Source organism: Methylomagnum sp. (assembly GCF_054333355.1).
Genome location: NZ_JBTEKS010000022.1, coordinates 1 through 24,694, shown reverse-complemented (window position 1 = coordinate 24,694; position 24,694 = coordinate 1). Strand labels below are relative to the sequence as shown.

Genomic DNA, 24,694 nt, shown 5'->3' with positions numbered 1-24,694 from the left:
GGTTCTCCAAGATGAATTCACGGGCGAATTCGCCGCGCTGAATCTCGCCCAGGATTTTCTTCATCTCCTTCTTGGTTTCTTCGGTGACGATGCGCGGGCCACGGGTCAGGTCGCCGTATTCCGCCGTGTTGGAGATGGAGTAGCGCATGTTGGCGATGCCACCTTCCCACATCAGGTCCACGATCAGCTTGAGTTCGTGCAAGCACTCGAAGTAAGCCATTTCCGGGGCATAACCGGCTTCCACCAGAGTCTCGAAACCGGCCTGCACCAGCGCGGTCGCGCCGCCGCAGAGGACCGCTTGTTCGCCGAACAGGTCGGTCTCGGTCTCTTCGCGGAAGCTGGTTTCGATGACACCGGTGCGGCCACCACCGATGGCGGAGGCGTAGGACAGGGCTAGTTCCTTGGCTTGGCCGGTGGCGTTTTGCGCCACGGCGATCAGGTCGGGGATGCCACGACCGAGGACGTATTCGCTGCGCACGGTGTGGCCGGGCGCTTTGGGAGCGATCATGATGACGTCGAGATCGGCGCGGGGCACGATCTGGCCGAAATGGATGCAGAAGCCGTGAGCGAAGGCCAGCGCGGCGCCTTGCTTGATGTTCGGCTCGATGATGTCGGTGTACAGCTTGGCCTGATGCTCGTCGGGGGCCAGGATCATCACCACATCGGCCTGTTTGACCGCATCCGGGATGTTGGCGACTTCTAACCCTGCGTTCTGGGCCTTGACCGCCGAGGCGGAACCCGGACGCAGGGCGACCACTACGGAGACGCCGGATTCCTTGAGGTTGAGGGCGTGGGCATGGCCCTGAGAGCCATAGCCGACGATGGCGACTTTCTTGCCGCGAATGATGGAAAGGTCGGCGTCTTTGTCGTAATAGACCTGCATGTAGGTTCCTCTAAGTTTTTATGTGTGCGAATGATTGGTTCCGGGCCTTGACTAACTAGTCCGTGACCGATTTTCAGGAATAAAAGCGCTCGTAATCGTCGTGACCTCCAATCCAGAACCATGTCACCGCGTCATCCTCGAACAGGCAGAGGGCACGGCAACCGCGATTGACTCTGACCGACCAGACATTTTCTTCTCGGTCGATGCACTTGAAATGCAGTGAGGGGTGAAATGGATTGTCCTGCCATAAACGGTACGCCTTCCTGGCAGATTTGCGGGTGTTCTCATCAAGCTTGCGGTATTCAGTCCAGAAACTCGGCAGGACGAGGGATTTCATAGATCATCACAGTCCAACCGTTGCGCCTTTCCCTCCGCGATGTCCTGTCTAGCTTGGCGGGCCACTTCCGCAAGTTTGGGGCGGGTCCGACGAAATTGCTCATCCCAGCGGGCTTCATCGCGCAAGTCTTCCAAATACTCGCGAAGGTGCTCGACCACTTGTTCCTGCGTGGCATCGGGCAAAACCTCCACCATCTTGGTGATTGTGACGACGGCTTCCGATGGCATAGCTAACCCTGATCCGAATCAAACGTGCAGCCCGCGCTCGCCGCGCAAAATGCCGGTCGTGCCGGAACGCACCACTTCAATGATGTTGTCCTGCCCCACCGTCTGCAAGAAGGCGTCCAGCTTGGATTTCTCGCCGGTGATCTCGATGACGTAGGAAGTCGGCGTCACGTCGAGGATGTTGCCCCGGAAGATGTCGGTCAGCCGCTTGATCTCGTCGCGCATCCCGTTGACCGCGTGGGCCTTCACCATCATCAACTCGCGCTCGATGTGGGAGGACTCGGAAATGTCGATCAGCTTCACCACGTCGATCAGCTTGTTAAGCTGCTTGGTGATCTGCTCGATGATCTCGTCGCTGCCCGAGGTGGTGAGGGTCATCCGGGACAGAGACGGGTCTTCAGTGGGCGCGACGGTCAGGGATTCGATGTTGTAGCCGCGCGCCGAAAACAGCCCGGCCACGCGGGACAGGGCGCCCGATTCGTTCTCGATCAAAATGGAAATCAGGTGACGCATCAGGCCAACTCCCTCTCAGCGGTGGTGCCGGGGGCGAGCCGCATGTCGTGATGGGCCTTGCCGGCCTCGATCATTGGGTAGACGTTCTCGGCAGGATCGGTCAGAAAATCCATGAATACGGTTCGATCTTTCATTTTCAGGGCTTCTTCCAGTGCCGAACGCACGTCGCCCGGCTTGTCGATGCGCATCCCGACATGACCGTAAGCCTCGGCCAGCTTCACGAAGTCCGGGATGGTTTCCAGGTAGGAATGGGAATAGCGGCTCTCGTAGGTGAACTCCTGCCACTGCCGCACCATGCCCATGTAGCCGTTGTTCAGGTTGCAGATTTTGATGGGCGTGCGGTATTGCAGCGCGGTCGCTAATTCCTGAATGCACATCTGGATGCTGGCTTCGCCGGTAATGCAGGCCACGTCGGCGTCGGGGTGGGCCAGCTTCACACCGATGGCGGCGGGCAAGCCGAAACCCATGGTGCCGAGTCCACCCGAGTTGATCCAGCGGCGGGGCAAGTCGAACTTGTAGAACTGCGCGGCCCACATCTGGTGCTGACCCACGTCGGAGGTCACGAAGGCGTTGCCGCCGGTCAGGTCGCACAGTTGCTCGACCACGAACTGCGGCTTGATGACGTTGCTGTCGCGGTCGTAGCGCAGGCAGTCCACGGAGCGCCAGCGGGTAATCTGTTCCCACCACGCGGCCAAGGCGGCTGGGTCGGGCTTCTTTTCGCTGGTTTTCAGCACGTCAATCAATTCCGCCAACACGCCCGCCACTTCACCCACCACCGGCACATCCACGCGCACGGTCTTGGAAATGGACGCGGGGTCGATGTCAATGTGAGCAATCTTGGCGTGGGGACAGAACTGGGCCAGTTTGCCGGTCACGCGGTCGTCGAACCGGGCGCCGACCGCCAGCAGCACATCGCACTCGTGCATGGCCATGTTGGCCTCATAAGTGCCGTGCATTCCCAACATGCCGACGAACTGCCTGTCCGTCGCCGGATAGGCGCCGAGGCCCATCAAGGTGTTGGTGATGGGAAAATTGAGCAGGCGGGTCAGTTCGGTCAATTGATCCGAAGCGTTCCCCAGCACCACGCCGCCGCCGCTGTAAATCATCGGGCGCTTGGCCGAGATCAGCAGGTCCGCCGCTTTCTTGATTTGCCAGCGGTGGCCCTTAACGTGGGGATGATAGGAACGAATGGACACGGTCTTGGGATACTCGTAGGGCACCTTGACCTTGGGATCGGTGACATCTTTAGGAATGTCCACGACCACCGGGCCGGGCCGTCCGGTGGTGGCGATGAAGAACGCTTTCTTGATGGTTTCCGCCAACTTGGTGACGTCCTTGACCAGGAAGTTATGCTTCACGCAGGGGCGGGTGATGCCGACGGTATCGCACTCCTGGAAGGCATCGCTGCCGATGACCGGCAGGGGCACTTGCCCGGTGAGGATCACCATCGGAATGGAATCCATGTAGGCGGTGGCAATCCCGGTGACGGCGTTGGTGGCGCCGGGACCTGAGGTCACCAGCACCACGCCGGGCTTGCCGGTGGAGCGGGCGTAGCCGTCCGCCGCGTGGGTGGCGCCCTGCTCGTGGCGCACCAGGATGTGCTTCACGTCGTCCTGTTTGAAGAGGGCGTCATAAATATGCAGTACCGATCCGCCCGGATAACCGAACAAGAATTCGACTCCCTCGTCCTTAAGGCATTGGACAACGATTTCAGCGCCGCTAAGCTCCACGGTTTACCACCCTGCAAAAAAAGAATCAGGGCGTTGGAGCGCCCCGTACGATAGAGTTAAATGGTTGATTAAGTTACTAGGAATTCGCTAAACCGTCAAGGACTGTACCGTTACGGCGGGGATTCGCGGAGCATGTCCGTGGCACATGGATATGCTCGATATGCTCGTGTGTGCCGGGGTGGCCGGGAGTCTGTTGCGCGGGCCATGAATTTTTTCCGAAGCATCGCGGACCGGCTATTTTCGGGAATGGCTTTATTTTTACAGCCCCATTCCACCCAGGCGCATAATATAAGGCCGAGGCTTACACCTTTTATCCTCCGAATACGTACTTCACAATCTTCGCGGGAGTTTCTATGACTTATCAGCATATTCGCCTGCCCTCGTCCGGCGAAAAAATCAGCATTCGGGAAGGCCGCTTGCACGTCCCCGACCAGCCCATCATCGGCTATGTGGAAGGCGACGGCATCGGACCCGACATCACCAACGCCTCGCTCAAAATCTGGAACGCCGCCGTCGCCAAGGCTTACGGCGGCACGCGGCAAATCCACTGGTGCGAGGTGTTCCTCGGCGAGAAAGCCGCCGCGCTGTACGGCGAAGCGTTTCCCGACGAGGCGGTGAAAGCCTTCGAGGATTTGGTCGTGTCCATCAAAGGCCCGCTGACCACGCCCGTGGGTGGCGGGATGCGCTCCATCAACGTGGCCCTGCGCCAAACCCTGGACCTGTACGCCTGCGTGCGGCCCGTGCGGCATTTCCCCGGCGTGCCCTCGCCCCTGCGCCACCCGGAACTGGTGGACGTGGTGATCTACCGGGAAAACACCGAGGACGTCTACGCGGGCATCGAATACCCGGCGGGTTCCGAAGCTGCTACTAAGCTAGAGCGTTTTCTGAAAGATGAAATGGGTGCCGATTTCCAGCCCGGCAGTGCTTTGGGTGTGAAACCGATGAGCGAATTCGGCTGCAAGCGACTGATCCGCAAGGCCATACAGTACGCGGTGGATAATGGCCGGAAGAGCGTGACCCTGGTGCATAAGGGCAACATCATGAAGTACACCGAGGGCGCGTTCCGAAATTGGGGCTATGAACTGGCCCGCACTGAGTTTGGCGACCAGACCATCAGCGAGGATGACGTGTTTAAGCTGCACGGGGGCACGCCGCCGGAGGGCAAGATCGTCATCAAGGACCGCATCGCCGACATCATGTTCCAGCAAATGCTGCTGCGGCCCGCCGAGTTCGATGTCATTGCCACGCCCAACCTGAACGGCGACTATTTATCCGACGCGGTGGCGGCGGAGGTGGGCGGGGTTGGCATCGCGCCCGGCGGCAACATCGGCGACCACGTCGCGGTGTTCGAGGCCACCCACGGCTCGGCTCCCAAATACGCGGGCAAGGATGTCGCCAACCCCGGCTCGCTGCTGTTCAGCGGGGTGATGCTGCTGGATTACCTGGGCTGGAAGGAAGCGGCGGAACTGGTCGTCGAGTCCTACAGCCAGGTCGTGGCCGGGAAGACCGTGACCTATGATTTCGCCCGGCAGATGGAGGGCGCGAAGGAAGTGAAGACCAGCGAATTCGCGGACGCCCTGGTCGCGGCCATGGGCTAGGGTGATTTCGGGTCGGGTGTACGATGGTGGGAATGGGCTTTATAGCCCACGATTCGGCTGAGTGGCAGGAGTTTGATTCGGCTGAACTGCGCGGGCTGAAGCCCGCTCCCACAGTCTTTCTGCTCACGCATCGGAAAAAACAAGGGCCACATGCGGGTGGCCCTTGTTGTTGGTGGGGCGCCGTTTTGAAGCGGCGCTCCAGCCACGGGCCTTACTTCAGTTTGGAGCGAAGGTCTTTCAGCTTGGCAACGGCGCTGGCGAGGATTTCCTTGCTCTTATCGGCCTCACCGGCCTTGAGTGCGTCCTGGGCGGCGGTGAGCTGCTTGATGACGTCCTGCATGTCTTTGCCGCTAGCATCGCCAGTCAGCTCTTTGTAGTGCTGCTTGGCTTGCTTGATGTCGGTGATGGCGGCGTCTTTATTGCCATTGTTCGCATTGTCCAAGGCCAACCCGGCGGTCTTGACGAGCATGTCGAAATGTTCTGCCACGCCAGCGGAATTTTCGGCGGCGAAGGCGCTACCCGACAGGATGCCGGTCAACAGCAGGGCGCTCAGTGCTTTTGCGATCTTGTTCATCTTCATCTTGTTAAGTTCTCCCCTGGTTATCGCTGATAACCAAATTTCGGTTTGATACGAAGGTGCTGGCACATGCGCCGCCGGTCGATTCGTTGCTGCGGGAATAGCCCCTTAATGCCAGCGCTCGCGATGCGGTCGAGCGGGGTGCGACTCAAGCCGCGCCCAGACGTCAACGCGCCCAATAGTAAAAGACTTTGCGGCTAATGTCATGCGTTTGTCGCGGGATAAGACGCGATACATAACGGGGAATTACCGTATGAATAAACCTCGTCGCGATAGTTGCCAGGGCACCGCTAATTCTCTATGCCTTGTCCGCGCCATCATCACCTAAAACACATCACGGCCCGTCGCGCACCAGCCTGATCGCACCGTTATCTTCGAGGTAAGTGAAGTACACGGAGCCATAATAGAAATGCACGCTCCAGGCGTAGAAGGCATCCGAGGCGGAAGGCGAGGACGACCACGCCTGGAAGTTGGGCGTGGCGGGGAAGACGGTCGGATCAATCGCCAGAACATCCGGGGTTAGCTCTGTCGAGGCGCGGTCCACCAAGCCGGCCAACTCCTTCACATTGGGCAACCGCCACGCTTGGCCAGTTCTGTGGGCTTCCGCGTCGGCGCGATGCAGGGCGTGATCCCACATGCCGAACAGGGCTGGGCCTGCGCAGGTGGCGCCATTCCAGGCCATGCCTTCCACGCAGCGCCGCCACACCAGTTGGGTCCGGGTGTCCGTGACCTCCTGGCCGTCGACGGAAATGATGTAGGGACCGGAAGCCGTGGTTCCCAAGATCGATGGTGACATTTTGATCTGGAGTATCGCCGTGCGCACCAACTGAACCGCACTGGGCCGGTCCCGGTCTTCATCGTCGAACACCCGGCCATCGTCGAGGTACACGCCCCAGCCCCGCACCGCGCTCCGGGCGTGGGGGGTGGCGGTCCAGTGCAGGGTGTTCGCCGTGTTGGGGAAGAACGCCGCGTCGATGGCCGGGCCGGGCAGGGGATGGCTGTAGTCTAGGAGACCTTGCAATTCGTCCACCGTGGGCACGCGCCAATCCTTCGCGCCGCACAGCCCGTCCGCATTGACGGCCTTGGCGAAGCCTTCGGCGTCGGTGGCCGAGCCGAATTTCCCGCCTGGGTTGTGGCTGGCGCTGTAATTCGTGTAGAGCGCGTCCTTGTCGCGCAACCCGCCGTCGTCGGTCTTCACTTCCCACATCAGGCCGGTCACGTTGTCCCGCACGCAGGCCCATTGGCTGGCGCTGGTCGGCAGTTCTTCCCCGGCGGGGCCGATCTTGGTGAAGCTGAAACCGGCGTGGCCGTCGCTGTCCTCCCCGAGCAGGGCGTCGCGTCCGTATTGGGCGTCCTGGCCCGGCAGCCCGGCCAGCGGGCAGGCCACGTTGAACAGGGCGTCTCCGCACAGGGTGATGCCGGTGTCGTTGAACGAAAGGTTGGCGGGCGGCGTGACGCATACGCCACTTTTCGGCACTTGCGGCGGGGCGCAACTAGGTGTCGGGGTTGGTGGGGTGACGCAAACACCGCTTTGCAAAACTTGCGGAGCAACACAAACCGGCGGCGGGGTCACGCAGACGCCGTTGCCGAGGATTTGGGGGGCCACGCAGACCGGCGGCGGCGTGACGCAGCCGTTGTTTTGCAGCACTTGCGGCAGGATGCAGGTCGGCGGTGCCATGACGGTGATGGCGACGGTATCGCTGGCCGTCGCGCCCTTGTTGTCGGTGACGGTCAGCTTGAAGGACAGCGGCGTCGGCTTGGCCGGGCTGGTGAATGAGGCCCGCGCCGTTTTCGCGCCGGTCAATTTGAGCTTCGGCCCTTGGGTTTGGCGCCATATATACTTCTTGATGCGGCCATCGCTGTCGCTGCTTTGGTCCCCGCGCAGGGTAACGGCGACCGACAGGCCGACGGTTTGATCGGGACCGGCCTGAGCGATGGGTTTTTGGTTTGCGGACTCAGCGGGCGCGGCGAAGGCGCAGAGGATAAGGAAGACGGAAAGCAGTCTGTTCACGGCCAGCCTCGTTGACGATTGGAGTTGTTATTGGTGGGAGTGGGCTTTTCAGCCCACGATTAGTCAGGCTCGGATGTCGTGGGCTGAACCCCACTCCCACAACGGAAAAGGGGCGCATGACGCGCCCCTTTTCGTTCAGTCCCTTGAGATGGGCTTACTTAGCCGTGTCCGCCGCCACCGCCGGTCGGGGTGCCCGGCTCGATGGACGCCGGTTGGGGTGGCATGTGCATTTTGGCCTTCGGCCAGCCACCGTCCGCCGCCTTCGGGTTCGGCGCGCCGGTGAAGCTCTTCGAGAGGCTATGGCACAGATCGCAGCCGATCACCTGACCCGCCTCGACCTTGACCGGCTTGCCCTTCTCGTTGGTCAGGGTGCGGGCGGTGAGGGTCTTGGACAGGCGGCTGCCCTTGTGGTTGGAGCCGTGGCAGGCCGCGCACTGGTCCTCGCCATCCGGGCCGGGCTTCTTGGCGAAGTCGTTATGCCAGCCGCCCTTGGTGGTGCCGCTCTTGTTGGTCGCGGTGCCGGGGGCTTCCTTGTACCAGTAGGGGTCGCCCACCGGGTGCATGCCGTGCGGACCCGCCAGGAAGGCTTTCGGGCTGCTGGAATTGACCACGGTGCCATCGCGGACGCCCTGGCCTACCCCTAGGCCGCTGGTGCCGCCGTCGGTGGCGACCAAGCCCTCCTTGAAGTCGTCCTTGATGTGGCAGACCGAGCATTCAGCGATGTTGCCGTCATAGCCCTGCAACTGCTTGGCGGTGACGTTGTCGTTGGCGTTCGGGTCCGGGTTCGGCCAGATGGCGTGGGAACCGCCGTGACAGGTCGAACAGGTCAGATCGCCGTTGGCGCCGCTGCCGTGAACGTCCGCGCTCTTGCGGTAGAGCGCCTGCGACAAGGGCTGCTTGACGTAGGTCGTCACGCCATTGACGGTGGCCTTCTCGGGCCGGTCCTCCTTGTGCGGCATGACCGCGAACCGGGCATTCATCGGGTCGCGGGAGCGTCCCGACGGATCGTTGGCATCCCAGGCGGTCTTCATCGCGCCGGCGCTGAAATCGACCATATTGGCGTCGCCCATGTGGCAGGAGCCGCAGTCCGGTTCGTCCAGCCAGGGGCGGCGGAAGTCGGTCGGGTCGATCTTGTTGGGATCGTCCGCGCCGTAAGCGCCCGCGCCGGTCAGGTTGGCGTTGAAGCGCTCGTTGCCGTAGACGTTGCCCACCGCCAGCATGTCGCTGTGACAGTTCTCGCAGGTGAGTCCGGCCGCGTGGTGGATGTCGCGGTAGCTCTTCTCGGTCGGGCCGGTGTGACACTTCACGCAGTTCTCTTCCATGGGAACGCCCTTATGCCTGGTCTTTTCGAAGGGCAGCATCAATTCGCCGTTCGAGTCCATGGGGAACAACTCGGGTGTCCAGTTGTTCTTGACGGGGTCGTAAGCCGGTACGGTCGGCTTGGTCAGCTTGCCATCCGTGCCAGCGGTGAACGGCACGCCGTTGTCGTCGTCCTTCTGGGAGTCCCAGCCCCGGCCACCGAGCATCTTCGGATGGCCCCGGTCGTCGCGGATCAAGTCGCCCTTCTTGTGCGACAGGCCATCGGCGCCCGCAGCGACATCGGCCTTGTAGACCTGGAACTTGCCGTGGAAGGCGTGGAAGGCCCGCGAGTAGTCGGAGCGGTTGGTGGGATAAGACCGCGCCGCCACGCCGTTATCGAACTTCAACTGGCTGTTGTGGTGGCCGGCGCAGAAGTACATGGGCTGGGCGCGGGACTTGCCCACGTCGTCGGCGTAGGAGTCCGCCACCTGGGTGGAGTAGCTGGCGGGCCACAGCTTGCCGGTGGCCGGCGTGGGTCCGTAGAACACCATGTAGTCGTGCAGAACTAAGGTGTTGAACAGCGCCGCTTTTTCTTGCGCCGCCCAGTCGTCACCGCCGTAATCCGCCGCCGAGCGGAACTTGACCTGGACTTGCAGCTTCCAGTTAGTGGCGTCCGCTGGTTTGGTCGGGCTGGTTTCGCCGGTGGGCTTGCCGGTGGCCGGGTCGAACTTGGCCCAGCGAGACGCTTTCACGCGGTCGGTGCGCAGGCCGTTGGCGTCCTTGGGCACATCCACACCCAAGTTGGTGAAGGTGGGATTGTCGGCGATTTTGTCGTCGAAACGGTTGTGGATGGCGGGGGGCCAGGGCTTGGTCGGATCCGCGCCCGCCGCGAAGCTGCCCGCGCCGGTGGCGGGGCCGGGGGTGCCGTCGGCGTTCTTCATCTCTTGTTCCGTGACCGGCGTGCGCCAGACATCCTCGTCCGCCGCCATGCCGCCGGGGAGATGGCATTCACGGCAGCGGGTTTCGGAAGCCGAGGTGTACACGGCGTCGGCCTTGGCGACGACGTTGCCCGACTTGTCCTTGGCTTCCACGCGCAGCAACGGATAGGGGTTGATGCGGCCCTTGTCGTCCACGTCGCTCATGGGGATGAACTGGGCGACGAAGGCCATTTGGTCGGGGTTGTAATCCAGCTTTTGCGGATCGTTGGCCTTGTAAGGGTTGGCAATGCCGGGCATTTGCCGAACGCCTTTGCCGCCATCCACATAGCCCCTCATGCTTTGGTCCGGGTTGGCCAGGGGATAGGGGGGGGTGGCGGTGCTTTGAGTGTCGGCGATGGAGCGGCCCGTTTGAGCGCCCGTCGCATTGGGCTGGTGGATGCGGTCCCACAGCTCGTTCTTCTTGATGACCGCGTCTTTGAAGTCGTGCCCGGCGATGAATTTATTGTCCGTTGGAATCAACGTCGTCGGGTTGAACTGGGAGGTGGCGGGATCGAAGTTGACGCCCGCTTGCCCGTCGGCGAAATAGTTCTGACTGGTGGAGTTGATGGAATCGCCGCCCACCGGATCGGTGGGGTTGGACGCGGCGGAGTAGTACACGTCCACCGCGCTGCTCTCGATGATCGGCGGCTTATGCGCGACCTTCTGCAACACCTGGGCGTTCAGGGCGTTATAGGGAATCAGCGGGTTGTAGGGCAGGTTGACCATGCTGCCGCCCTGCATCCCCATTTCCTCGAAGGGCAGCACCACATAGGCACCGTTCGGCGCGTTCAAGGCTTCGGCCTTGCCAGCGGCGGGCCGCTCGCTCACTTTGCCGGTGTTGACGCTGGGGGAGACGGACACCACCACATCATCCGAGCATTGACGGCCTGCGGAATCGGTCACATCCAGCGTGACCAGAAATTTGCCCGCGTTGGGGAAGGGATGGTCGAACTTGGCTGCGGTCATGGTTTCCGTCATGCCGCTGCCGATGTTCCACGAGTAGGTGAAGCTGGCGCCCTTCGCGCCCTTGACCGTCGCCTCGAAGTGCTGGGCTTGGCCCTCGGTGATGGCGACATCCTTGGCGGGGCTGGCGATGGCGCAGGTCAGGGCGGTTTTGCAGGCGGCGCCGCCGCCGGCCACTTTCACCGTGGTTTTGGTGTTGCCGGACTCGACCCGCAGCAAACAGGGCACGTTGCCGGAGGGCAGGCTGAAATCGAAGGCCCGTTTGCTGGTGGTCTTGGCCGAGTAAATGACTAGGCCGCTGGCGGCGTCATAGACCGCCACGTTGGAGCCGGGCGCGATATTCGCGGCGGTCTTACCCTTGATTTGGATTTTGCCGGTTTTCTTGACCAGGGTGGCCTTGGCCGTGACCGGCGCCGCCGCCGCCGCCAGCGCGTCACCCGCTGGCACAGCGATTAACAGGGAGAGCAACGCCCCCAACGCGGCGTGCGTTGGCGGGCGTAACCCCCGGATTTTTCTTGTTCTCATTGTTATACCCTCATCAGGATGAAATTAAAAAGCATCCAGGCAAAGCAAATGCCGTGCCTTGATGATAAGCAGGGTGTCATGGTAGGAAATATGCTGTGGAGTCGATGGCGTGGGGTAAATCACACAGTTATTGCGGCGATATGCCGATATATGGGATTGGGCGCGGAGGGGTGTGGCGGGGGCGGTTTGTCTGGATCGGCGCATGATTTGGCTGGGCTAAGCCCGCTCTTGCCGCCATTACTTAAAAAGAGCGTGAGAAAGGCTTTCGTGTCGTGGCTGGCCCTGGAGTCCAAAGCTTGCTTTGGGGATGCTTAGGCGATTCCCGAAAATGATTCCCTGCAAAAGGCTCGTGGTCCCGGCCCTTCGGCCAAGCTCAGGACAGGCTCCAGCCGGTCCAGCACCGGCTGGAGCCGGGGCCACGAGCTATAAATTTGGTGGCCGCCGTCGCGTTCGCGGTGGGCGGCGTCGGCAAAAGACGCCCGCCTGAACCGCCGCCGCTGGTGGTGCCGGTTTGCTTACAGCCCAAGGCGCCGAAGCAGACCACCTTGGCGGTGCTGGCGGCGGAAGGTGGAAAGCCGCACGCCTTGCCCGTGGTGGGCACCACGGCGAAGCGCTTGTCCTCGGCGTTCATGATGCGGTTAACGGCGGGGCGGCAGCGGGCTGAGCTTGATGCCGCGCCGGATATAAGTGGGGATGTCGTAGTCGACGCGGGCGGGCAGGGTGGATTTGGGATAGGGCAGGGGAGGCATGGGGGAAGGCTGATCGTCGAGCAGATCGAAATCCTCGTCGTAAAAGCGGAGGGTGAGACCAGCTTCGCGCAGGTGGCGGATGGAGAAAAAATTGCCGTACATGGTGAGTGCTCCCATGGATGGATGAGTGACGGGGATACTCTACGGGGGGTAGTGGCTCACCAGACGATGCTGTGGGGGATTTTTTGGGTGGGTTGGCGAGCCAAACAAAACGGCCCGCCAAAAAGCGGGCCGTTCAGTGGCGGGGAGGAGGATGGGCCGGGTTTAATTTCCGGCACGCTTGATCCACACCAAACCGCCCACCTCGCCCGCCAGCACGCCTTGATCGGCGGGGGCGGGGCGCAGCAGAGCTTCCAACAGCTTGGTGTCCGGCGACCAATAAGGCACATACCAATCCCGGTCCACATCCATGACCAGCACTTGGTCGGCCCCGCCGTTGTAAGCGCCCAGCGGGGAAACGTGGGGTCCATCCCAATCGCTGGTCAGCACGCCCTGATTGAAGTAGGCGACGATCACATCGTCCTCGGACGCCTCGTTCGCCGCCAACACCTGGCGGAGCTGGTTTAGGCTGGCGTTGCTGGCATTGCTGAAGCGCACCACCTCCACGTCGTACTTCTTGTCCAGCTTGTAATACTTCAAGCCCTTTTTAATCACTGACACCAGTTCGTCGAACTTCACGCCGTCGCCGCCCTCCGCCACCTTGGCGGCGAACGGGCCGGTGAATACCGTGGTCAGCAACTCGTTCTGGGTAATCAGGGTTTGATCCGAGTATTTGGGAATGCCCCGCAAGAAATTCAGGGTCATGGCCGTGGAACCCAGGGCGCAAGCGCTGGAAGTCTGCTGAGGCAGATAGAACTGGCTGAGCTTCCAATAATCCTCGGCGGGGGCGGCGCGGACGTAATTGGTGCCCTCAACCAGTGGCACCGCGTAGGGGCCAAATTTCGGCAGCCTTGCCGCGCAGGCTTGACCAGCAACAAGCGAGGCGGCGAGTACCAGCGAGACGAAGCGTAAGGTCATTTTCATGGCGAATCTTCGTAGATTATTGTTTGAATTGAAGATGCAACATAATCCTGACCGTTTTCCGGGATGCCACGAATTGGCTCGGAACACCATGGCGAAAAATTATTCATGCCTGTCCCGCTTGCAGTGCCACCTTTAGGCGGTTTTCAATTCAGGTATACGGTGTTAACCCCCCCAACCCCCCTTATCAGGGGGGGCTTTGCTCCCTCCCCCTGACAAGGGAAGGGTTGGGGAGGGGTTTAGATGCCACGAGCGTTACCCGCCCGCCGCCCCGTCCCGCCGGAGTCCGGTCCAGGGCGCATACAGCCCCGCCACCTCAATATCGAATAAGCTCAGAATGCGGCCAACGGTCTCGTCGATGAGTTCGGGCAGGGTCTTAGGTCTGCCGTAAAACGCGGGCAAGGGCGGGAAGATGATGCCGCCCATCTCGGTGACGGTCGCCATGTTGCGGATGTGGACGAGATGCAGGGGCGTTTCCCTCGGCACCACCACCACCCGGCGGCGCTCCTTGAGGGCCACGTCGGCGGCGCGGGTCATCAGGTTGTCGGAAAAGCCATGGGCCAGCGCCGCCAGGGTCTTCATGGAGCAGGGCGCGATAATCATGCCTTCCGTCTTGAAGCCGCCACTGGCGATGCTGGCGCCGATGTCGCTCACGTCGTGGACCACATCGGCCAGGGCTTGGACCTCGCCGCGCTTCATGTTCAGTTCGTGGTGGAGATTGAGGGCGCCCGCCGACGAGATAATCAGGTGCGTCTCCCAGTCATCCAGGGCGCGCAGCACTTCCAGCAGGCGCAGCCCATAGACCGCGCCGGTCGCGCCGGTGATGCCGATGATGAGGCGCTTGGTCCCGCTCATAGGGAAAGCCGCCGGGCCATGTCGTCGGCGGCCTGGATCAGGGCGTCGATCATGTCCTCGCCGCCCGCGATGTGGCCCGCTTTCGGCAGCATCCGCAGTTCGGCCTGGGGCAGATGACGATGCAGCAGATAGGCGGATTCCGCCGGGCAGACCAAATCGCGCCGCCCATGGATGATGAGGGTGGGGATTTTTGCCAGCTTGGCGCAGCCGTCCAGTATGGCGTTTTCCTCGATGAAATAGCCGTTCACCGCGTAGTGAAGCTCGATGCGGGCCTGGTTCAGCACCTCGGCGGAGACGTGTTCGTGCAACGCGCTCGGATCGAACCCGTCACCCAACACCACCTGTCCGCCCCACAGCGACCAGGCGCGGGCGGCGCGGCGCTGGGCCAGTTCGTCGTTGCCCACAAGGCGCCGATGAATGGCGGCGATGGGGTCGGCGCGTTCGGCTTCGGCCAGGCTGTCGAGGAATTGCGCCCAGCCCTCCGGGTAAATCCGCCGCACGCCATCCACGCCGACGAACCAGTCCAAATCCCGCCGCCGGGCCAGGAAGCTGCCGCGCAACACCAGGCCGGTCACTTTGGCCGGATGCTTCTGCGCATAAAGCAAGGCCAGGCTCGCGCCCCAGGAGCCGCCGAACAGCAGCCAGCGTTCCACCTTGAGGTGTTGGCGGATGTATTCCAGGTCGCGCAGCAAATCGGCGGTGGTGTTGTGGCTCAGGTCGCCATGGGGCGTCGAGCGCCCGGCGCCGCGTTGATCGACGAGGATGGCGCGGTATTTGGCGGGATCGAAAAAGCAGCGGTGGGAAAGCTTGCACCCAGCGCCGGGACCGCCGTGCAGGTAAACCACCGGCAGGCCTTGCGGGTTGCCGCATTCCTCCACGTAGATTTTGTGATGGTCCCGTTTGAAATGATGGGTGGCGTAGGGTTCGATGGTGGGATAGAGCGTATTCATTGAGGTCACTGGCGGGCACTTTCCTTCGTGGAGGCGGCGGGGGAGGGCGTCCCGGCCCTGAAAAAGCCGATAGGATACCCGATTTAGCTTGAGGCGCGGCTATGTCAGGCGGGTTGGGGTCAGGCGCGAACCCAGCAATCACCCAGCGGAAATGTTGGGGTTCCTGCGTCATCCCGACCTGCGTCCAACCGCCCCATAAAGTTCAATATGTGGCGGTTTAGGGGATGGCGTGAATAAGCCGCTTTTGGCTTGTAGTCCCGCCTTCAGGCGGTTCTTTGCCGCCTGAGGGCGGGACTACGAACTCTTTAAACCATTGAATGGCAAGGGCTGCGTAAGTCCTAATAAAAAAGCCCCGGCCTTGCGACCAGGGCTTTTTCATATCCGAATTCAAGCCGCCAAAGCTGGAATAACCCTACGATTTCAGGTTCCATCCCGCGCCATGGGGCGGCTCGGGATTATTTCTTTTCCTTAAGCTTGTAAGTAAACCCATCCGGCCCGAGCTTCTCCGTGAGCCTTTCAACAATCCGCAGGCAACGCTGGGGAGGATCGTCGGGACCGGCCACAAACCGGGGCTTGCCATCCTTACCGAAGGTGAAAGTATCCGTGCAGTCCTTCGGATCAATATCACCGAAGATGTACCGGGCTTCATCGTAATCCGCATGGGGCTTGAATCCGAGATTCTGACCATATTCCACGCTCTGTTCCACCAATGCCCGGACCAAAGCAGGCTCGGCGAGGCCGAAGTTCTCGTTTCGATGGAGGGAGTTAATGGTGCTGTTGTATTCATGCATCTGCATCGCCCGGAGGAATGCCCCTCTCACCCCCATGCAATAAACATCCAGCCAAAACCCACCCACGATGACCTCGTCATCGTTGATTTTCCGGGCGATCAGGGTCGTGCCAAACCCATTAACGAATAGTGCCTGGGGAATCAGGCATTGGAAAATCGGGAATTTGCCGATTTCTTCCAAACTTTCCCGAATTACCTGCTCGGATTGCTCCTTCGTGAGATGTAGATACTGTACGTTATTTCCCTCGCGTTTGAGTTTCTTCTTAGCGAGTCGCGCTTGGCGTGCTGCGTCGTGTTGGCTAGCCATATCGGTTTTTTTAATATCCGTGTATTGGTGTTGGTTTAATCACTAAGCGAAAAGCTTAAGAATCCCGTAGGTCGGGCATGTATTCCATGCCAGACATCCGCTGCTTCGGGCGGTGCTGGCGTCGGGCATGGGCACATGCCCGCCCTACGCGGTGGGCGCTCCGAATCCCGCGCCAAGGATATAAAAAAAGCCCCGGCCTTGCGACCGGGGCTTTTTCGCGTATGAGCCTAAGCGGCGCGGCTTACATCATGCCGTCCATGCCGCCCATGCCACCCATGCCGCCCGGCATCATCGGGGCGTCATCCTTGGGTTCTTCGGCCACCATGGCCTCGGTGGTAATCATCAGGCCAGCGACCGACGCGGCGTTCTGCAACGCGGTGCGGGTCACCTTGGCCGGGTCGAGAATGTCCATGGCCACCATGTCGCCGTATTCGCCAGTGGCGGCGTTGTAGCCGAAGTTGCCTTCGCCTTCCGCGACCTTGTTCAGCACCACGGAAGATTCATCGCCCGCGTTGGCGACGATCTGGCGCAGCGGCTCTTCCATGGCGCGGCGCAGGATGCTGATGCCGACATCCTGGTCGTGGTTGGCGCCCTTCAGCTCCTTCAGGCTTTGCAGCGCACGGACCAGCGCGACGCCGCCGCCGGGCACGATGCCTTCCTCAACCGCAGCGCGGGTGGCGTGCAGGGCGTCTTCGACGCGGGCCTTCTTTTCCTTCATTTCCACTTCGGTGGCCGCGCCGACCTTGATGACCGCCACGCCGCCCGCCAGCTTGGCGAGGCGTTCTTGCAGCTTCTCCTTGTCGTAATCGGACGAGGCGTCCTCAGCCTGCTTGCGGATTTGGAGAACGCGGCCCTGAATCTGCTCCACGCTGCCCGCGCCGTCGATGATGGTGGTTTCTTCCTTGGTGATCTGGACCTTCTTCGCGGTGCCCAGGTCGCCTAGGCCCGCCTTTTCCAGGCTCAGGCCGATTTCCTCGGCAATCACGGTGCCGCCGGTCAGGACGGCGATGTCTTCCAGCATGGCCTTGCGGCGGTCGCCGAAGCCCGGCGCCTTCACGGCGGCCACTTTCAGGATGCCGCGCATGTTGTTGACCACCAGGGTGGCGAGGGCTTCGCCTTCCACGTCCTCGGCGATGATCAAGAGCGGGCGGCCCGACTTGGCGACGCCTTCCAGCACCGGCAGCATGTCGCGGATGTTGGAAATTTTCTTCTCGCAGATCAGGATCAGCGGGTTTTCGAGTTCCGCGCTCATGCTCTGCTGGTTGTTGATGAAATAGGGGGACAGGTAGCCACGGTCGAACTGCATACCCTCGACCACGTCCAGGGTGTTTTCGAGGCCGGAGCCGTCCTCCACGGTGATGACGCCTTCCTTGCCGACCTTGTCCATGGCGTCGGCGATGATCTTGCCGATGCTCTCGTCGGAGTTGGCTGAGATGGAGCCGACCTGGGCGATGGCGTTGCTGTCGGCGCAGGGCACGGACATGGCGTGGATGGATTCGACAGCGGCGGTGGTGGCTTTGTCGATGCCCCGCTTCAGGTCCATGGGGTTCATGCCGGCGGCGACGGCCTTCAAGCCTTCAACCAGGATGGACTGGGCCAGCACGGTGGCGGTGGTGGTGCCGTCGCCGGCCACGTCGGACGTTTGGGAAGCGACTTCCTTCACCATCTGGGCACCCATGTTCTCGAACTTGTCCTTCAGTTCGATTTCCTTGGCGACGGACACGCCGTCCTTGGTGACGGTCGGGGCGCCGAAGCTCTTTTCCAGGACCACGTTGCGGCCTTTCGGGCCGAGGGTCACCTTCACCGCGTGGGCCAGGATGTTCACGCCGCGAACCATGCGGACACGGGCGTCGTCGCCGAATCTTACGTCTTTAGCTGCCATGTTTGATTTACCTTGTGTCGTTCAATTTTTCAATTTGGGGAAAGGCGGCGGGCTGAGGGCTTAGTCTTCCAGCACCGCGATGATGTCGTCTTCGCGCATCACGAGGATTTCTTGGCCGTCGATCTTCACTTCGGTGCCGGCGTATTTGCCGAACAGCACCTTGTCGCCCGCCTTCACGGCGAGGGCGCGCACCTGGCCGTTGTCCAGCGGCTTGCCCTTGCCCACGGCGACCACTTCGCCGCGAATCGGCTTTTCGGCGGCGGAGTCGGGGATCACGATGCCGCCCGGCGAGGTGCGTTCTTCTTCCAGGCGCTTCACGATTACCCGGTCATTTAAGGGACGAATACTCATCGGTTTCTCCTATAGTTGCGTGGTTTGAATGGGTTGTCTGTTAAGGCCCGCTGTTAGCACTCGGCCAAAGAGAGTGCCAATCATAGTCATCCGCTTTGCCGTGTCAAGGCGATAGAGCTTGTCAACCCCGAAAGGAGCACAGTCGCCCATGCCAACCGGACCTTCCCATAGGCCCACTGAAATGGTGTCGCTGATCCACGGCTTCAAGGGGCCACCATCCTTTGAATGAGCAGCGGCCCAAACGAATGGGCACGCGCCGATGGTTCGTGGAAATCGGCGCGCCGATACGATTGAATTGTTTCTGCAGGATGGAAAGGCGCGGATGCGCATCAATCTAGGCGCGGCGCGGGCGGCGGGCTTGCGGCTTGGCTCGAAGCCGCTCGGCTGGCGGAGATTGGGAAGGCGCCGTAGAGGACAAGCGCGGGAAGCCTTCCAAAGGACATAACTTGGCGGCTTGGTCCAACGAATGGCTTGCACGTTTACTGATACATAACATTTCCACCCCAAGAATATTATCGTGAGCGTCATAGTCGAGAATCAAGCCGGGTTTTATCTCCTCGGTTTTTTTCAACCTCTCCCGTCGCAAGCTCAACGTATAACGCATCGGCTTCTTGGTCGAATTCGATTTTCATAGCCCTACCCCTGCTCCTTCCGATACGCCTCCAACACATTATGCACCGCCCCAATCCGCCCCAAGGCATGGCTCAACTGCCCCAGGTCGGCCACTTCGGCGGTGATGTGCATGACCACCGACTGGTCCTTCGGCTCGGTGCGGCTGTTGGTGCTGAGGATATTGATATGCTCAGCGGCCAGGATGTGGGTGATGTCCTTGAGCAAGCCCTTCCGGTCCAGCGCCCGGACCTCGATTTCCACCGGAAAGGCTTCCGGCTCCACGCCCCAGGCCACGTCGATCAAGCGGCCATGCTTCTCCGGCGAGAGCTGGATAATATTCACGCAATCCTGCCGGTGAATGGCGATGCCCCGCCCCAGGGTCACATAGCCAATGATGGCGTCGCCCGGCTGAGGCTCGCAGCAGCGCGAGGTGTGCGTCAGCAGGTTCCGCACGCCCTGGATGGTGATTTCCTCGGTGGCCTTGCCCGCCGGGATGGGCTTCCGCACCGGCGCCACGGGCGGCTTGGGCGGATGCCAATCGGGCAGCTTTAGCACATTCGCCAATTGCGCGGCGGCAATATCGCCCCGCCCGATGGCCAATAGCAAATCATCGCCACGGGGCAGATGGAAATGCCGGGCCAACTCCTCCAAGTCCATTTCCCTCGCGCCCAGCTTGTGCCGTTCCCGGTCCAGAATGGTCTTCCCGGCCCGCAGATGCTTCTCGTGATCCTGTTGCCGGAACCACGCCCGAATCTTGCCCCGCGCATGGTTGGTCTTGATGTAGCCGAGATGCGAGTCGAGCCAGCCCAGGCTAGGCCCGCCGTGCTTGGCGGTGAGGATTTCCACCTTCTCGCCGGACTTGAGCGTATAGGTCAGCGGCACCATCCGCCCATTCACCTTGGCGCCCCGGCAGCGGTGGCCCACCTCGGTGTGGATGCCATAGGCGAAATCCAGCGGCGTCGCGCCCTTCCGCAGGCGGATCACCTGCCCCTTGGGCGTCAGCACGAAAATCTGGTCCTCGAACAACTCGGAACGGAAGGATTCCAGAATGCTCCGGTCGTCCTCGTCCTTGTTTTCCAAGAGCCGCCGCAGGGCATTGATGTTGCGGGTCAAGGCGTCGTCCTGTTTGCCGCCCTCCTTATAACGCCAATGAGCGGCTACGCCGTATTCCGCGAAGGAATGCATGGCCTCGGTGCGAATCTGGACTTCCATCGGCCTCCCGTTCTCCCCCACCACCACGGTGTGCAGGGATTGATAGCCGTTCTGCTTGGGATTGGCGATGTAGTCGTCGAACTCCTTGGGGATGTGCAGCCACAGGCCATGCACCAGCCCCAGCACGGCATAACAGGTCGGCACGTCGTCCACGATCACCCGTACGGCGTGCAGGTCGTACAACTCATCCACTGGTACCTCCTTGCGGGTCATTTTGCGGTGGATGCTGTAGATGTGCTTGGGTCGCCCGAACACCCGCGCATGGACGCCCGCCTGCTCAAGCGCCTGCCGCAACTCGCTGATGAAGCGGTGGATGAAGCTTTCCCGCTCGGCCCGGTTGGCGGCCAGGGATTTGGCGAGGCGCTTGTATTCGTCCGGGTCCAGGTAGCGGAACGACAGGTCTTCCAGCTCCCACTTGAGTTGCCCCACGCCCAGCCGGTTGGCGAGGGGCGCGAACAGGTCCAGGGTTTCCAGGGCGATCCTGCGACGCGGAGCCTCGTCCTGATCCTTCAGCACCCGCAGCCGTTGCAGCCGGTAGGCCAGCTTCACCAGCACCACCCGCACGTCGTTCACCACCGCCAGCAACATGCTGCGCAGTAGCTCCGCCTGATTCGGCTCCTTCACTTCCGAAGGCCGGTACTCGTCGAAGGTGTTCAGCCAGTTGGCCTTTTGCACCAAGTCGGCGGTGGTTTCACCAAACCGCTCCTTGATGAGGTGCTGGTCGTAGTGTTCCCGGAGGTAGGGATCGCTCAGCAGCGCCACCAATACGGTGGTCGCGTCCACCCGCAGGTTGTGCAGGACGTTGGCGACGTCGATGCCACGGGGCCGCACCAGGGTATCCCGGTCCCGTGCATGGATCGCCAAATCCAAGGCGGCGGCGATGCTTTTTTGATCTTCGGGCTTATACCCGGCGGTGAGGCGGGCCAGCAGTTCGTCGCTGGGCTGGGCGGAAATGTCGGCGTGATAGAGGGAATGTTTCATCGGATCGGCTGGACCAATCGGGGGTAATCCTGTCGAAAAGTATGCAGCAATCGAACCACAGCCAAGGCGGACGGAAAACCGGCCTTTTGGCCGGGTTAAGCCATGGCCTAGCGGGAAGCGGGGCATTTATACCTTGTTGTGGCGGCGTGGGGGGAGATGGGTTTGTTCATACGGGTTTGATTTCGGCCATCCCGGCCAAACCTTGCGCGTCTCCCGACACCGGAAATGAATTTTCACTTGAGTTCCGTAGGTCGGGCATGTACTCATGCCCGACGCCAGCACTGAACGGTGGTGGCTCCATGGGTGGGGACGGAACAGAGAAAAATCAAGCATTCGCCGGGCAATCCCACCCGCTCGTTTTCAGGCAGTTCCGTAGATCGGGCATGTACTCATGCCCGACGCCATCGCCTGGGCCAAGTAACGTCGGGCATGGAATACATGCCCGACCCACCCGATGGCTGTGGCAGAATCACCCCGCCCTGACTACAACCACAATCATCGCCCATGAGCGCTTATCACTGCGTCGAATTCATCGTGCCCTCCCCCCTCGGCGAACTCGTCGGCGTGCTAGAGCAATCGCTGGGATTCCGGCCCGCCCGCCATCACGAAATTTCCCTCACCTATTACGACAGCTTCGATGGGCGCTTACACCGGCACGGCCTGGAATTAGCCATCGAGCTTAGCCCCGCCGGTCCCGTGGCCGATTGTCTCTGCGCGATGGGCGAGCGCCACGAATCCATTCCCGTCGCCGAACCGCCCCGCTTCGCCGTGGATTTGCCCGCCGCGCCATGGCGGGACCGGGTGGCGGACGCGCTGGACATGCGGGCGCTGTTGCCCCAAGCGGAGTTGCGCGGGGAACGGCGGGAATTCGTGCTGGACGATGCGGCGGACGAAACCTTATTGCGCTTGACCGTGGACGTTTTGTCGGTGGCGAGCGACACCGTCCCGCAACCCTTGCCCGCCCGGCTGCGCCTCACCGCCAGGGGCCACCGCAAAGAATTCCGCCACTGGGTGGAACGGCTGAGCGGGGAATTTGGCGGCGTCCCGGCGGAAGACAGCTTGTTCGCGGCGGCACGGAGCCTACTGGGGCTGATTCCCGGCGATCCATCCGCCCTGCCCCGCACGCCCATGGACCCGACCCAGCGGGCGGACGCCGCCTTGAAGCAAGTGCTGCGGCATCTGCTGCGCACCCTCCAAATCAACGAGGCCGACACCAAAGCCGAGACCGACACCGAATTCCTCCACGACTTCCGCGTCGCGGTGCGGCGGACCCGTTCCGCCCTGGGCCAACTCAAGCAGGTGTTTCCCGACCGGACCACCCAGCGCTACGCAAAAGGTTTCGCGGCACTGGGCCGGATCACCAGCGAACCCCGCGACATGGATGTATATCTCTTGGATTTCGACCACTACGCGGCGGACCTGCCCGAACCCTTGCGCGGGCCGCTTGAGCCGTTGCGGGAAATGCTGCGGCAACGCGCCGAAAGCAGCCATGCCCGATTGAACCGCTATTTGGGTTCCGCCGCCTATCGCCGCTTGATACGAAGCTGGGAAATCTTCCTCGACACTCCGCCGCCGCGCCGCCCGAAATCGGCCCGCGCCCTGCTGCCCATCCACGGGCTGGCGAGCCGCCGCATCTGGAAACTGTACCGCCGGGTGCTGCGGGAAGGCGCGGACATCACGCCCGCCAGCCCGCCCGAGTCCATCCACGAGCTACGCAAGACCGCCAAGAAGCTTCGTTATCTCATGGAGTTCTTCCGCAGCCTGTACCCGCCGGACAAAATCGGGCCGCTGGTGAAAATCCTCAAGGGCTTGCAGGATCATTTGGGCGAGTACCAAGATGTTCACGTTCAAATTATCCACCTGCGCCAATTCTCCGCCGAGTTGCGGCAAGCGGACACGCCGACCGAAACCTTGCTCGCCTTGGGTGCCCTGTTGGAGCGGCAGTATGTGCGGGATAGATTGCTGCGGGATGGCTTCGAGGCCGCTTTCGCCGAATTCGCCGGGGCGGGGCACCGGCGCAAGTTCAGGCAGTTGTTTAGGATGTAGGTTGGGGTGAAGCATGAACCCCAACCTATAAATGCGACTTATGCATTTGGCTATAATGTCATAAATTAATTAAATCCACCGCCAACCAAGGCATAAAGGTAGATATAACAACACGACAACCTAACATGTGATACTGTTGCCGTCCGCTGTGACGGCTTTTTTTATTTTTCGCTGGATAACCTCATGAATACCCGCACACATTACTTCCTGCTCGGGCTATGCCTGGCGCTGATCGTCCCCTTTGCCAACGCGGCCTATGCCAGTCCGGTAGGTATTTGGGATATGTTCGGCAGCGCCACCGTGTCGGCGGTATTTCCCGACAAAAAATCCAGAACCTCTCCCAAAGCCTCGGTTTATCACTTTGTTCAGTTCAAAGAAGACGGCGCTTATACCACCATTCCTTGGCTAAGCACGCCGGGAATGTGGGAAACCCTGAAAACTAAAACCAAATACCGCGTCTCGTTCGACCCGGCCAATATCAGCGGCAAACACCTACCCCCCTTTTTCAACGACATGGTGAACCAGTTCAGTGCCCTGGCCGAGAAGAAATTCGGCAAAGCGCCGACCCTGACGGATTTTAAGATAACGTCCTTTAGCGATAATGGGCAGCTAATCTCAAACGGCGCGATGATTTCCGGCACGCACAAAATGAGGGGCGCGATCAGTTATACCGACCCCGCCAGCGGTGGCGCGGCCACCGCCCAATTAAGAATCACCGTGATTTATCAAGGCTTGCGGGCCAGTGCCCCGTCAAACTGCTGCGTGAGTGATGACGCCAACCAAAACCTAACCGATAGTCAGGCATTCTTAGCTAAAAACAAAAAACTGGCGGGCGTCAAAACCACCAAGAGCGGCCTGCAATATAAGGCGTTACAGACCGGCAAAGGCGCAAAACCCTCAGCCACCAGCAAAGTCACCGTATATTACCGGGGCATATTACCCAATGGGCAGCAATTCGATAGCAATTTCGGCGGCACCTCGGCAGCTAATTTTGCGGTGAGCGGCGTCATTTCGGGGTTTGCGGAGGGTTTGCAGAAAATGCAGAAAGGCAGTTATTTCCGATTTTATATTCCGCCCAATCTAGGGTATAGTGAAACCGGATCACTCCCTAGAATCAAGCCCAATTCGGCTTTGATTTTCGACGTGCAGTTGAACGACTTTCAATAGAGATGTTCCCAAATTATCATAAGTATATTGTTCACAATTGTTACTTTAAGGCTGTCAGGGTAAAATCAAGCAATATTTCCCTCAATCTTTCCTTAATGGCACTCCTACGATGATCTTTACCAGCCTCGACGACAT

22 protein-coding genes are annotated in these 24,694 nt (G+C 61.1%); 3 read left to right on the top strand and 19 right to left on the bottom strand.

Annotated elements, in window-relative coordinates:
* From ilvC to ACXWUF_RS03505, 5 genes are all read right to left on the bottom strand, one after another.
* Positions 1–883: ketol-acid reductoisomerase (ilvC, locus tag ACXWUF_RS03525; protein WP_458493273.1), on the bottom strand; the 883-nt coding region annotated here is incomplete at its 3' end.
* A 73-nt stretch (positions 884–956) separates the two neighbouring features.
* Complete coding sequence (locus tag ACXWUF_RS03520) at positions 957–1,220, bottom strand: type II toxin-antitoxin system RelE family toxin (protein WP_458493272.1); 264 nt, start codon at positions 1,218–1,220, stop codon at positions 957–959.
* A complete protein-coding gene (locus tag ACXWUF_RS03515; protein WP_458493271.1) occupies positions 1,217–1,447 on the bottom strand; it encodes a hypothetical protein in 231 nt (76 codons plus the stop codon). The genes ACXWUF_RS03520 and ACXWUF_RS03515 overlap by 4 nt, the downstream gene beginning before the upstream one ends.
* An 18-nt stretch (positions 1,448–1,465) precedes the next feature.
* Positions 1,466–1,957 carry an acetolactate synthase small subunit gene (gene ilvN / locus ACXWUF_RS03510; protein WP_458493270.1) on the bottom strand — a complete coding sequence of 164 codons (492 nt, stop codon included), beginning with the start codon at positions 1,955–1,957 and terminating at the stop codon, positions 1,466–1,468.
* Positions 1,957–3,687, bottom strand: a complete 1,731-nt coding sequence (locus tag ACXWUF_RS03505) for an acetolactate synthase 3 large subunit (protein WP_458493269.1) — start codon at positions 3,685–3,687, stop codon at positions 1,957–1,959. The genes ilvN and ACXWUF_RS03505 overlap by 1 nt, the downstream gene beginning before the upstream one ends.
* Before the next feature lie 353 nt (positions 3,688–4,040).
* On the opposite strand from ACXWUF_RS03505, the gene icd reads away from it, so the two are divergent.
* Positions 4,041–5,285, top strand: coding sequence for an isocitrate dehydrogenase (NADP(+)) (gene icd / locus ACXWUF_RS03500; protein ID WP_458493268.1), 1,245 nt, complete (start codon positions 4,041–4,043; stop codon positions 5,283–5,285).
* Between the two features lie 211 nt (positions 5,286–5,496).
* Here icd and smbP read toward each other — a convergent pair whose 3' ends face one another.
* The 14 genes from smbP to ACXWUF_RS03430 all read right to left on the bottom strand — a co-directional run bounded on the left by smbP (position 5,497) and on the right by ACXWUF_RS03430 (position 21,346).
* Positions 5,497–5,859, bottom strand: coding sequence for a small metal-binding protein SmbP (smbP, locus tag ACXWUF_RS03495; RefSeq protein ID WP_458493267.1), 363 nt, complete (start codon positions 5,857–5,859; stop codon positions 5,497–5,499).
* A gap of 337 nt (positions 5,860–6,196) precedes the next feature.
* On the bottom strand, positions 6,197–7,873 hold the full coding sequence (locus tag ACXWUF_RS03490; RefSeq protein WP_458493266.1) for an Lcl domain-containing protein: 1,677 nt from the start codon (positions 7,871–7,873) through the stop codon (positions 6,197–6,199).
* A 158-nt stretch (positions 7,874–8,031) separates the two neighbouring features.
* Complete coding sequence (locus ACXWUF_RS03485; RefSeq protein ID WP_458493265.1) at positions 8,032–11,637, bottom strand: PKD domain-containing protein; 3,606 nt, start codon at positions 11,635–11,637, stop codon at positions 8,032–8,034.
* Positions 11,638–12,010: 373 nt separating this feature from the next.
* Positions 12,011–12,268 (bottom strand): hypothetical protein, encoded by a 258-nt coding sequence (locus ACXWUF_RS03480; RefSeq protein WP_458493264.1) that lies wholly within the window; start codon positions 12,266–12,268, stop codon positions 12,011–12,013.
* Between the two features lie 7 nt (positions 12,269–12,275).
* Entirely contained in the window at positions 12,276–12,488 is a 213-nt protein-coding gene (locus tag ACXWUF_RS03475; protein ID WP_458493263.1) for a hypothetical protein, read from the bottom strand.
* 162 nt (positions 12,489–12,650) lie between these two features.
* Positions 12,651–13,409 carry a phytochelatin synthase family protein gene (locus ACXWUF_RS03470; RefSeq protein ID WP_458493262.1) on the bottom strand — a complete coding sequence of 253 codons (759 nt, stop codon included), beginning with the start codon at positions 13,407–13,409 and terminating at the stop codon, positions 12,651–12,653.
* A 252-nt stretch (positions 13,410–13,661) separates the two neighbouring features.
* Complete coding sequence (locus ACXWUF_RS03465; RefSeq protein ID WP_458493261.1) at positions 13,662–14,261, bottom strand: UbiX family flavin prenyltransferase; 600 nt, start codon at positions 14,259–14,261, stop codon at positions 13,662–13,664.
* Positions 14,258–15,211 carry a prolyl aminopeptidase gene (gene pip, locus ACXWUF_RS03460; RefSeq protein ID WP_458493260.1) on the bottom strand — a complete coding sequence of 318 codons (954 nt, stop codon included), beginning with the start codon at positions 15,209–15,211 and terminating at the stop codon, positions 14,258–14,260. The genes ACXWUF_RS03465 and pip overlap by 4 nt, the downstream gene beginning before the upstream one ends.
* Positions 15,212–15,666: 455 nt before the next feature.
* Positions 15,667–16,308: a hypothetical protein gene (locus ACXWUF_RS03455; RefSeq protein ID WP_458493259.1), complete on the bottom strand. Its 642-nt coding sequence runs from the start codon at positions 16,306–16,308 to the stop codon at positions 15,667–15,669.
* Between the two features lie 241 nt (positions 16,309–16,549).
* Entirely contained in the window at positions 16,550–18,190 is a 1,641-nt protein-coding gene (gene groL, locus ACXWUF_RS03450; protein WP_458493258.1) for a chaperonin GroEL, read from the bottom strand.
* Positions 18,191–18,250: 60 nt separating this feature from the next.
* Positions 18,251–18,541 (bottom strand): co-chaperone GroES, encoded by a 291-nt coding sequence (gene groES, locus ACXWUF_RS03445; protein WP_458493257.1) that lies wholly within the window; start codon positions 18,539–18,541, stop codon positions 18,251–18,253.
* Between the two features lie 334 nt (positions 18,542–18,875).
* Complete coding sequence (locus ACXWUF_RS03440) at positions 18,876–19,082, bottom strand: hypothetical protein (RefSeq protein ID WP_458493274.1); 207 nt, start codon at positions 19,080–19,082, stop codon at positions 18,876–18,878.
* Positions 19,066–19,173 (bottom strand): DUF2283 domain-containing protein, encoded by a 108-nt coding sequence (locus tag ACXWUF_RS03435; RefSeq protein ID WP_458493275.1) that lies wholly within the window; start codon positions 19,171–19,173, stop codon positions 19,066–19,068. The genes ACXWUF_RS03440 and ACXWUF_RS03435 overlap by 17 nt, the downstream gene beginning before the upstream one ends.
* Before the next feature lie 4 nt (positions 19,174–19,177).
* Positions 19,178–21,346, bottom strand: coding sequence for a RelA/SpoT family protein (locus ACXWUF_RS03430; protein ID WP_458493256.1), 2,169 nt, complete (start codon positions 21,344–21,346; stop codon positions 19,178–19,180).
* 504 nt (positions 21,347–21,850) lie between these two features.
* On the opposite strand from ACXWUF_RS03430, the gene ACXWUF_RS03425 reads away from it, so the two are divergent.
* Entirely contained in the window at positions 21,851–23,392 is a 1,542-nt protein-coding gene (locus ACXWUF_RS03425; RefSeq protein WP_458493255.1) for a CHAD domain-containing protein, read from the top strand.
* 183 nt (positions 23,393–23,575) lie between these two features.
* Entirely contained in the window at positions 23,576–24,559 is a 984-nt protein-coding gene (locus tag ACXWUF_RS03420) for an FKBP-type peptidyl-prolyl cis-trans isomerase (RefSeq protein WP_458493254.1), read from the top strand.
* The last annotated feature ends 135 nt before the right edge of the window (positions 24,560–24,694 follow it).

What these genes read in the sequence shown, in the direction of transcription:
- ACXWUF_RS03520 (WP_458493272.1), bottom strand. Translation starts at nt 1,220, where the DNA reads ATGAAATCCCTCGTCCTGCCGAGTTTCTGGACTGAATACCGCAAGCTT.
- ACXWUF_RS03515 (WP_458493271.1), bottom strand. Translation starts at nt 1,447, where the DNA reads ATGCCATCGGAAGCCGTCGTCACAATCACCAAGATGGTGGAGGTTTTG.
- ilvN (WP_458493270.1), bottom strand. Translation starts at nt 1,957, where the DNA reads ATGCGTCACCTGATTTCCATTTTGATCGAGAACGAATCGGGCGCCCTG.
- icd (WP_458493268.1), top strand. Translation starts at nt 4,041, where the DNA reads ATGACTTATCAGCATATTCGCCTGCCCTCGTCCGGCGAAAAAATCAGC.
- smbP (WP_458493267.1), bottom strand. Translation starts at nt 5,859, where the DNA reads ATGAACAAGATCGCAAAAGCACTGAGCGCCCTGCTGTTGACCGGCATC.
- ACXWUF_RS03485 (WP_458493265.1), bottom strand. Translation starts at nt 11,637, where the DNA reads ATGAGAACAAGAAAAATCCGGGGGTTACGCCCGCCAACGCACGCCGCG.
- ACXWUF_RS03480 (WP_458493264.1), bottom strand. Translation starts at nt 12,268, where the DNA reads ATGAACGCCGAGGACAAGCGCTTCGCCGTGGTGCCCACCACGGGCAAG.
- ACXWUF_RS03475 (WP_458493263.1), bottom strand. Translation starts at nt 12,488, where the DNA reads ATGTACGGCAATTTTTTCTCCATCCGCCACCTGCGCGAAGCTGGTCTC.
- ACXWUF_RS03470 (WP_458493262.1), bottom strand. Translation starts at nt 13,409, where the DNA reads ATGAAAATGACCTTACGCTTCGTCTCGCTGGTACTCGCCGCCTCGCTT.
- ACXWUF_RS03465 (WP_458493261.1), bottom strand. Translation starts at nt 14,261, where the DNA reads ATGAGCGGGACCAAGCGCCTCATCATCGGCATCACCGGCGCGACCGGC.
- pip (WP_458493260.1), bottom strand. Translation starts at nt 15,211, where the DNA reads ATGAATACGCTCTATCCCACCATCGAACCCTACGCCACCCATCATTTC.
- ACXWUF_RS03455 (WP_458493259.1), bottom strand. Translation starts at nt 16,308, where the DNA reads ATGGCTAGCCAACACGACGCAGCACGCCAAGCGCGACTCGCTAAGAAG.
- groL (WP_458493258.1), bottom strand. Translation starts at nt 18,190, where the DNA reads ATGGCAGCTAAAGACGTAAGATTCGGCGACGACGCCCGTGTCCGCATG.
- groES (WP_458493257.1), bottom strand. Translation starts at nt 18,541, where the DNA reads ATGAGTATTCGTCCCTTAAATGACCGGGTAATCGTGAAGCGCCTGGAA.
- ACXWUF_RS03435 (WP_458493275.1), bottom strand. Translation starts at nt 19,173, where the DNA reads ATGAAAATCGAATTCGACCAAGAAGCCGATGCGTTATACGTTGAGCTT.
- ACXWUF_RS03430 (WP_458493256.1), bottom strand. Translation starts at nt 21,346, where the DNA reads ATGAAACATTCCCTCTATCACGCCGACATTTCCGCCCAGCCCAGCGAC.
- ACXWUF_RS03425 (WP_458493255.1), top strand. Translation starts at nt 21,851, where the DNA reads ATGAGCGCTTATCACTGCGTCGAATTCATCGTGCCCTCCCCCCTCGGC.
- ACXWUF_RS03420 (WP_458493254.1), top strand. Translation starts at nt 23,576, where the DNA reads ATGAATACCCGCACACATTACTTCCTGCTCGGGCTATGCCTGGCGCTG.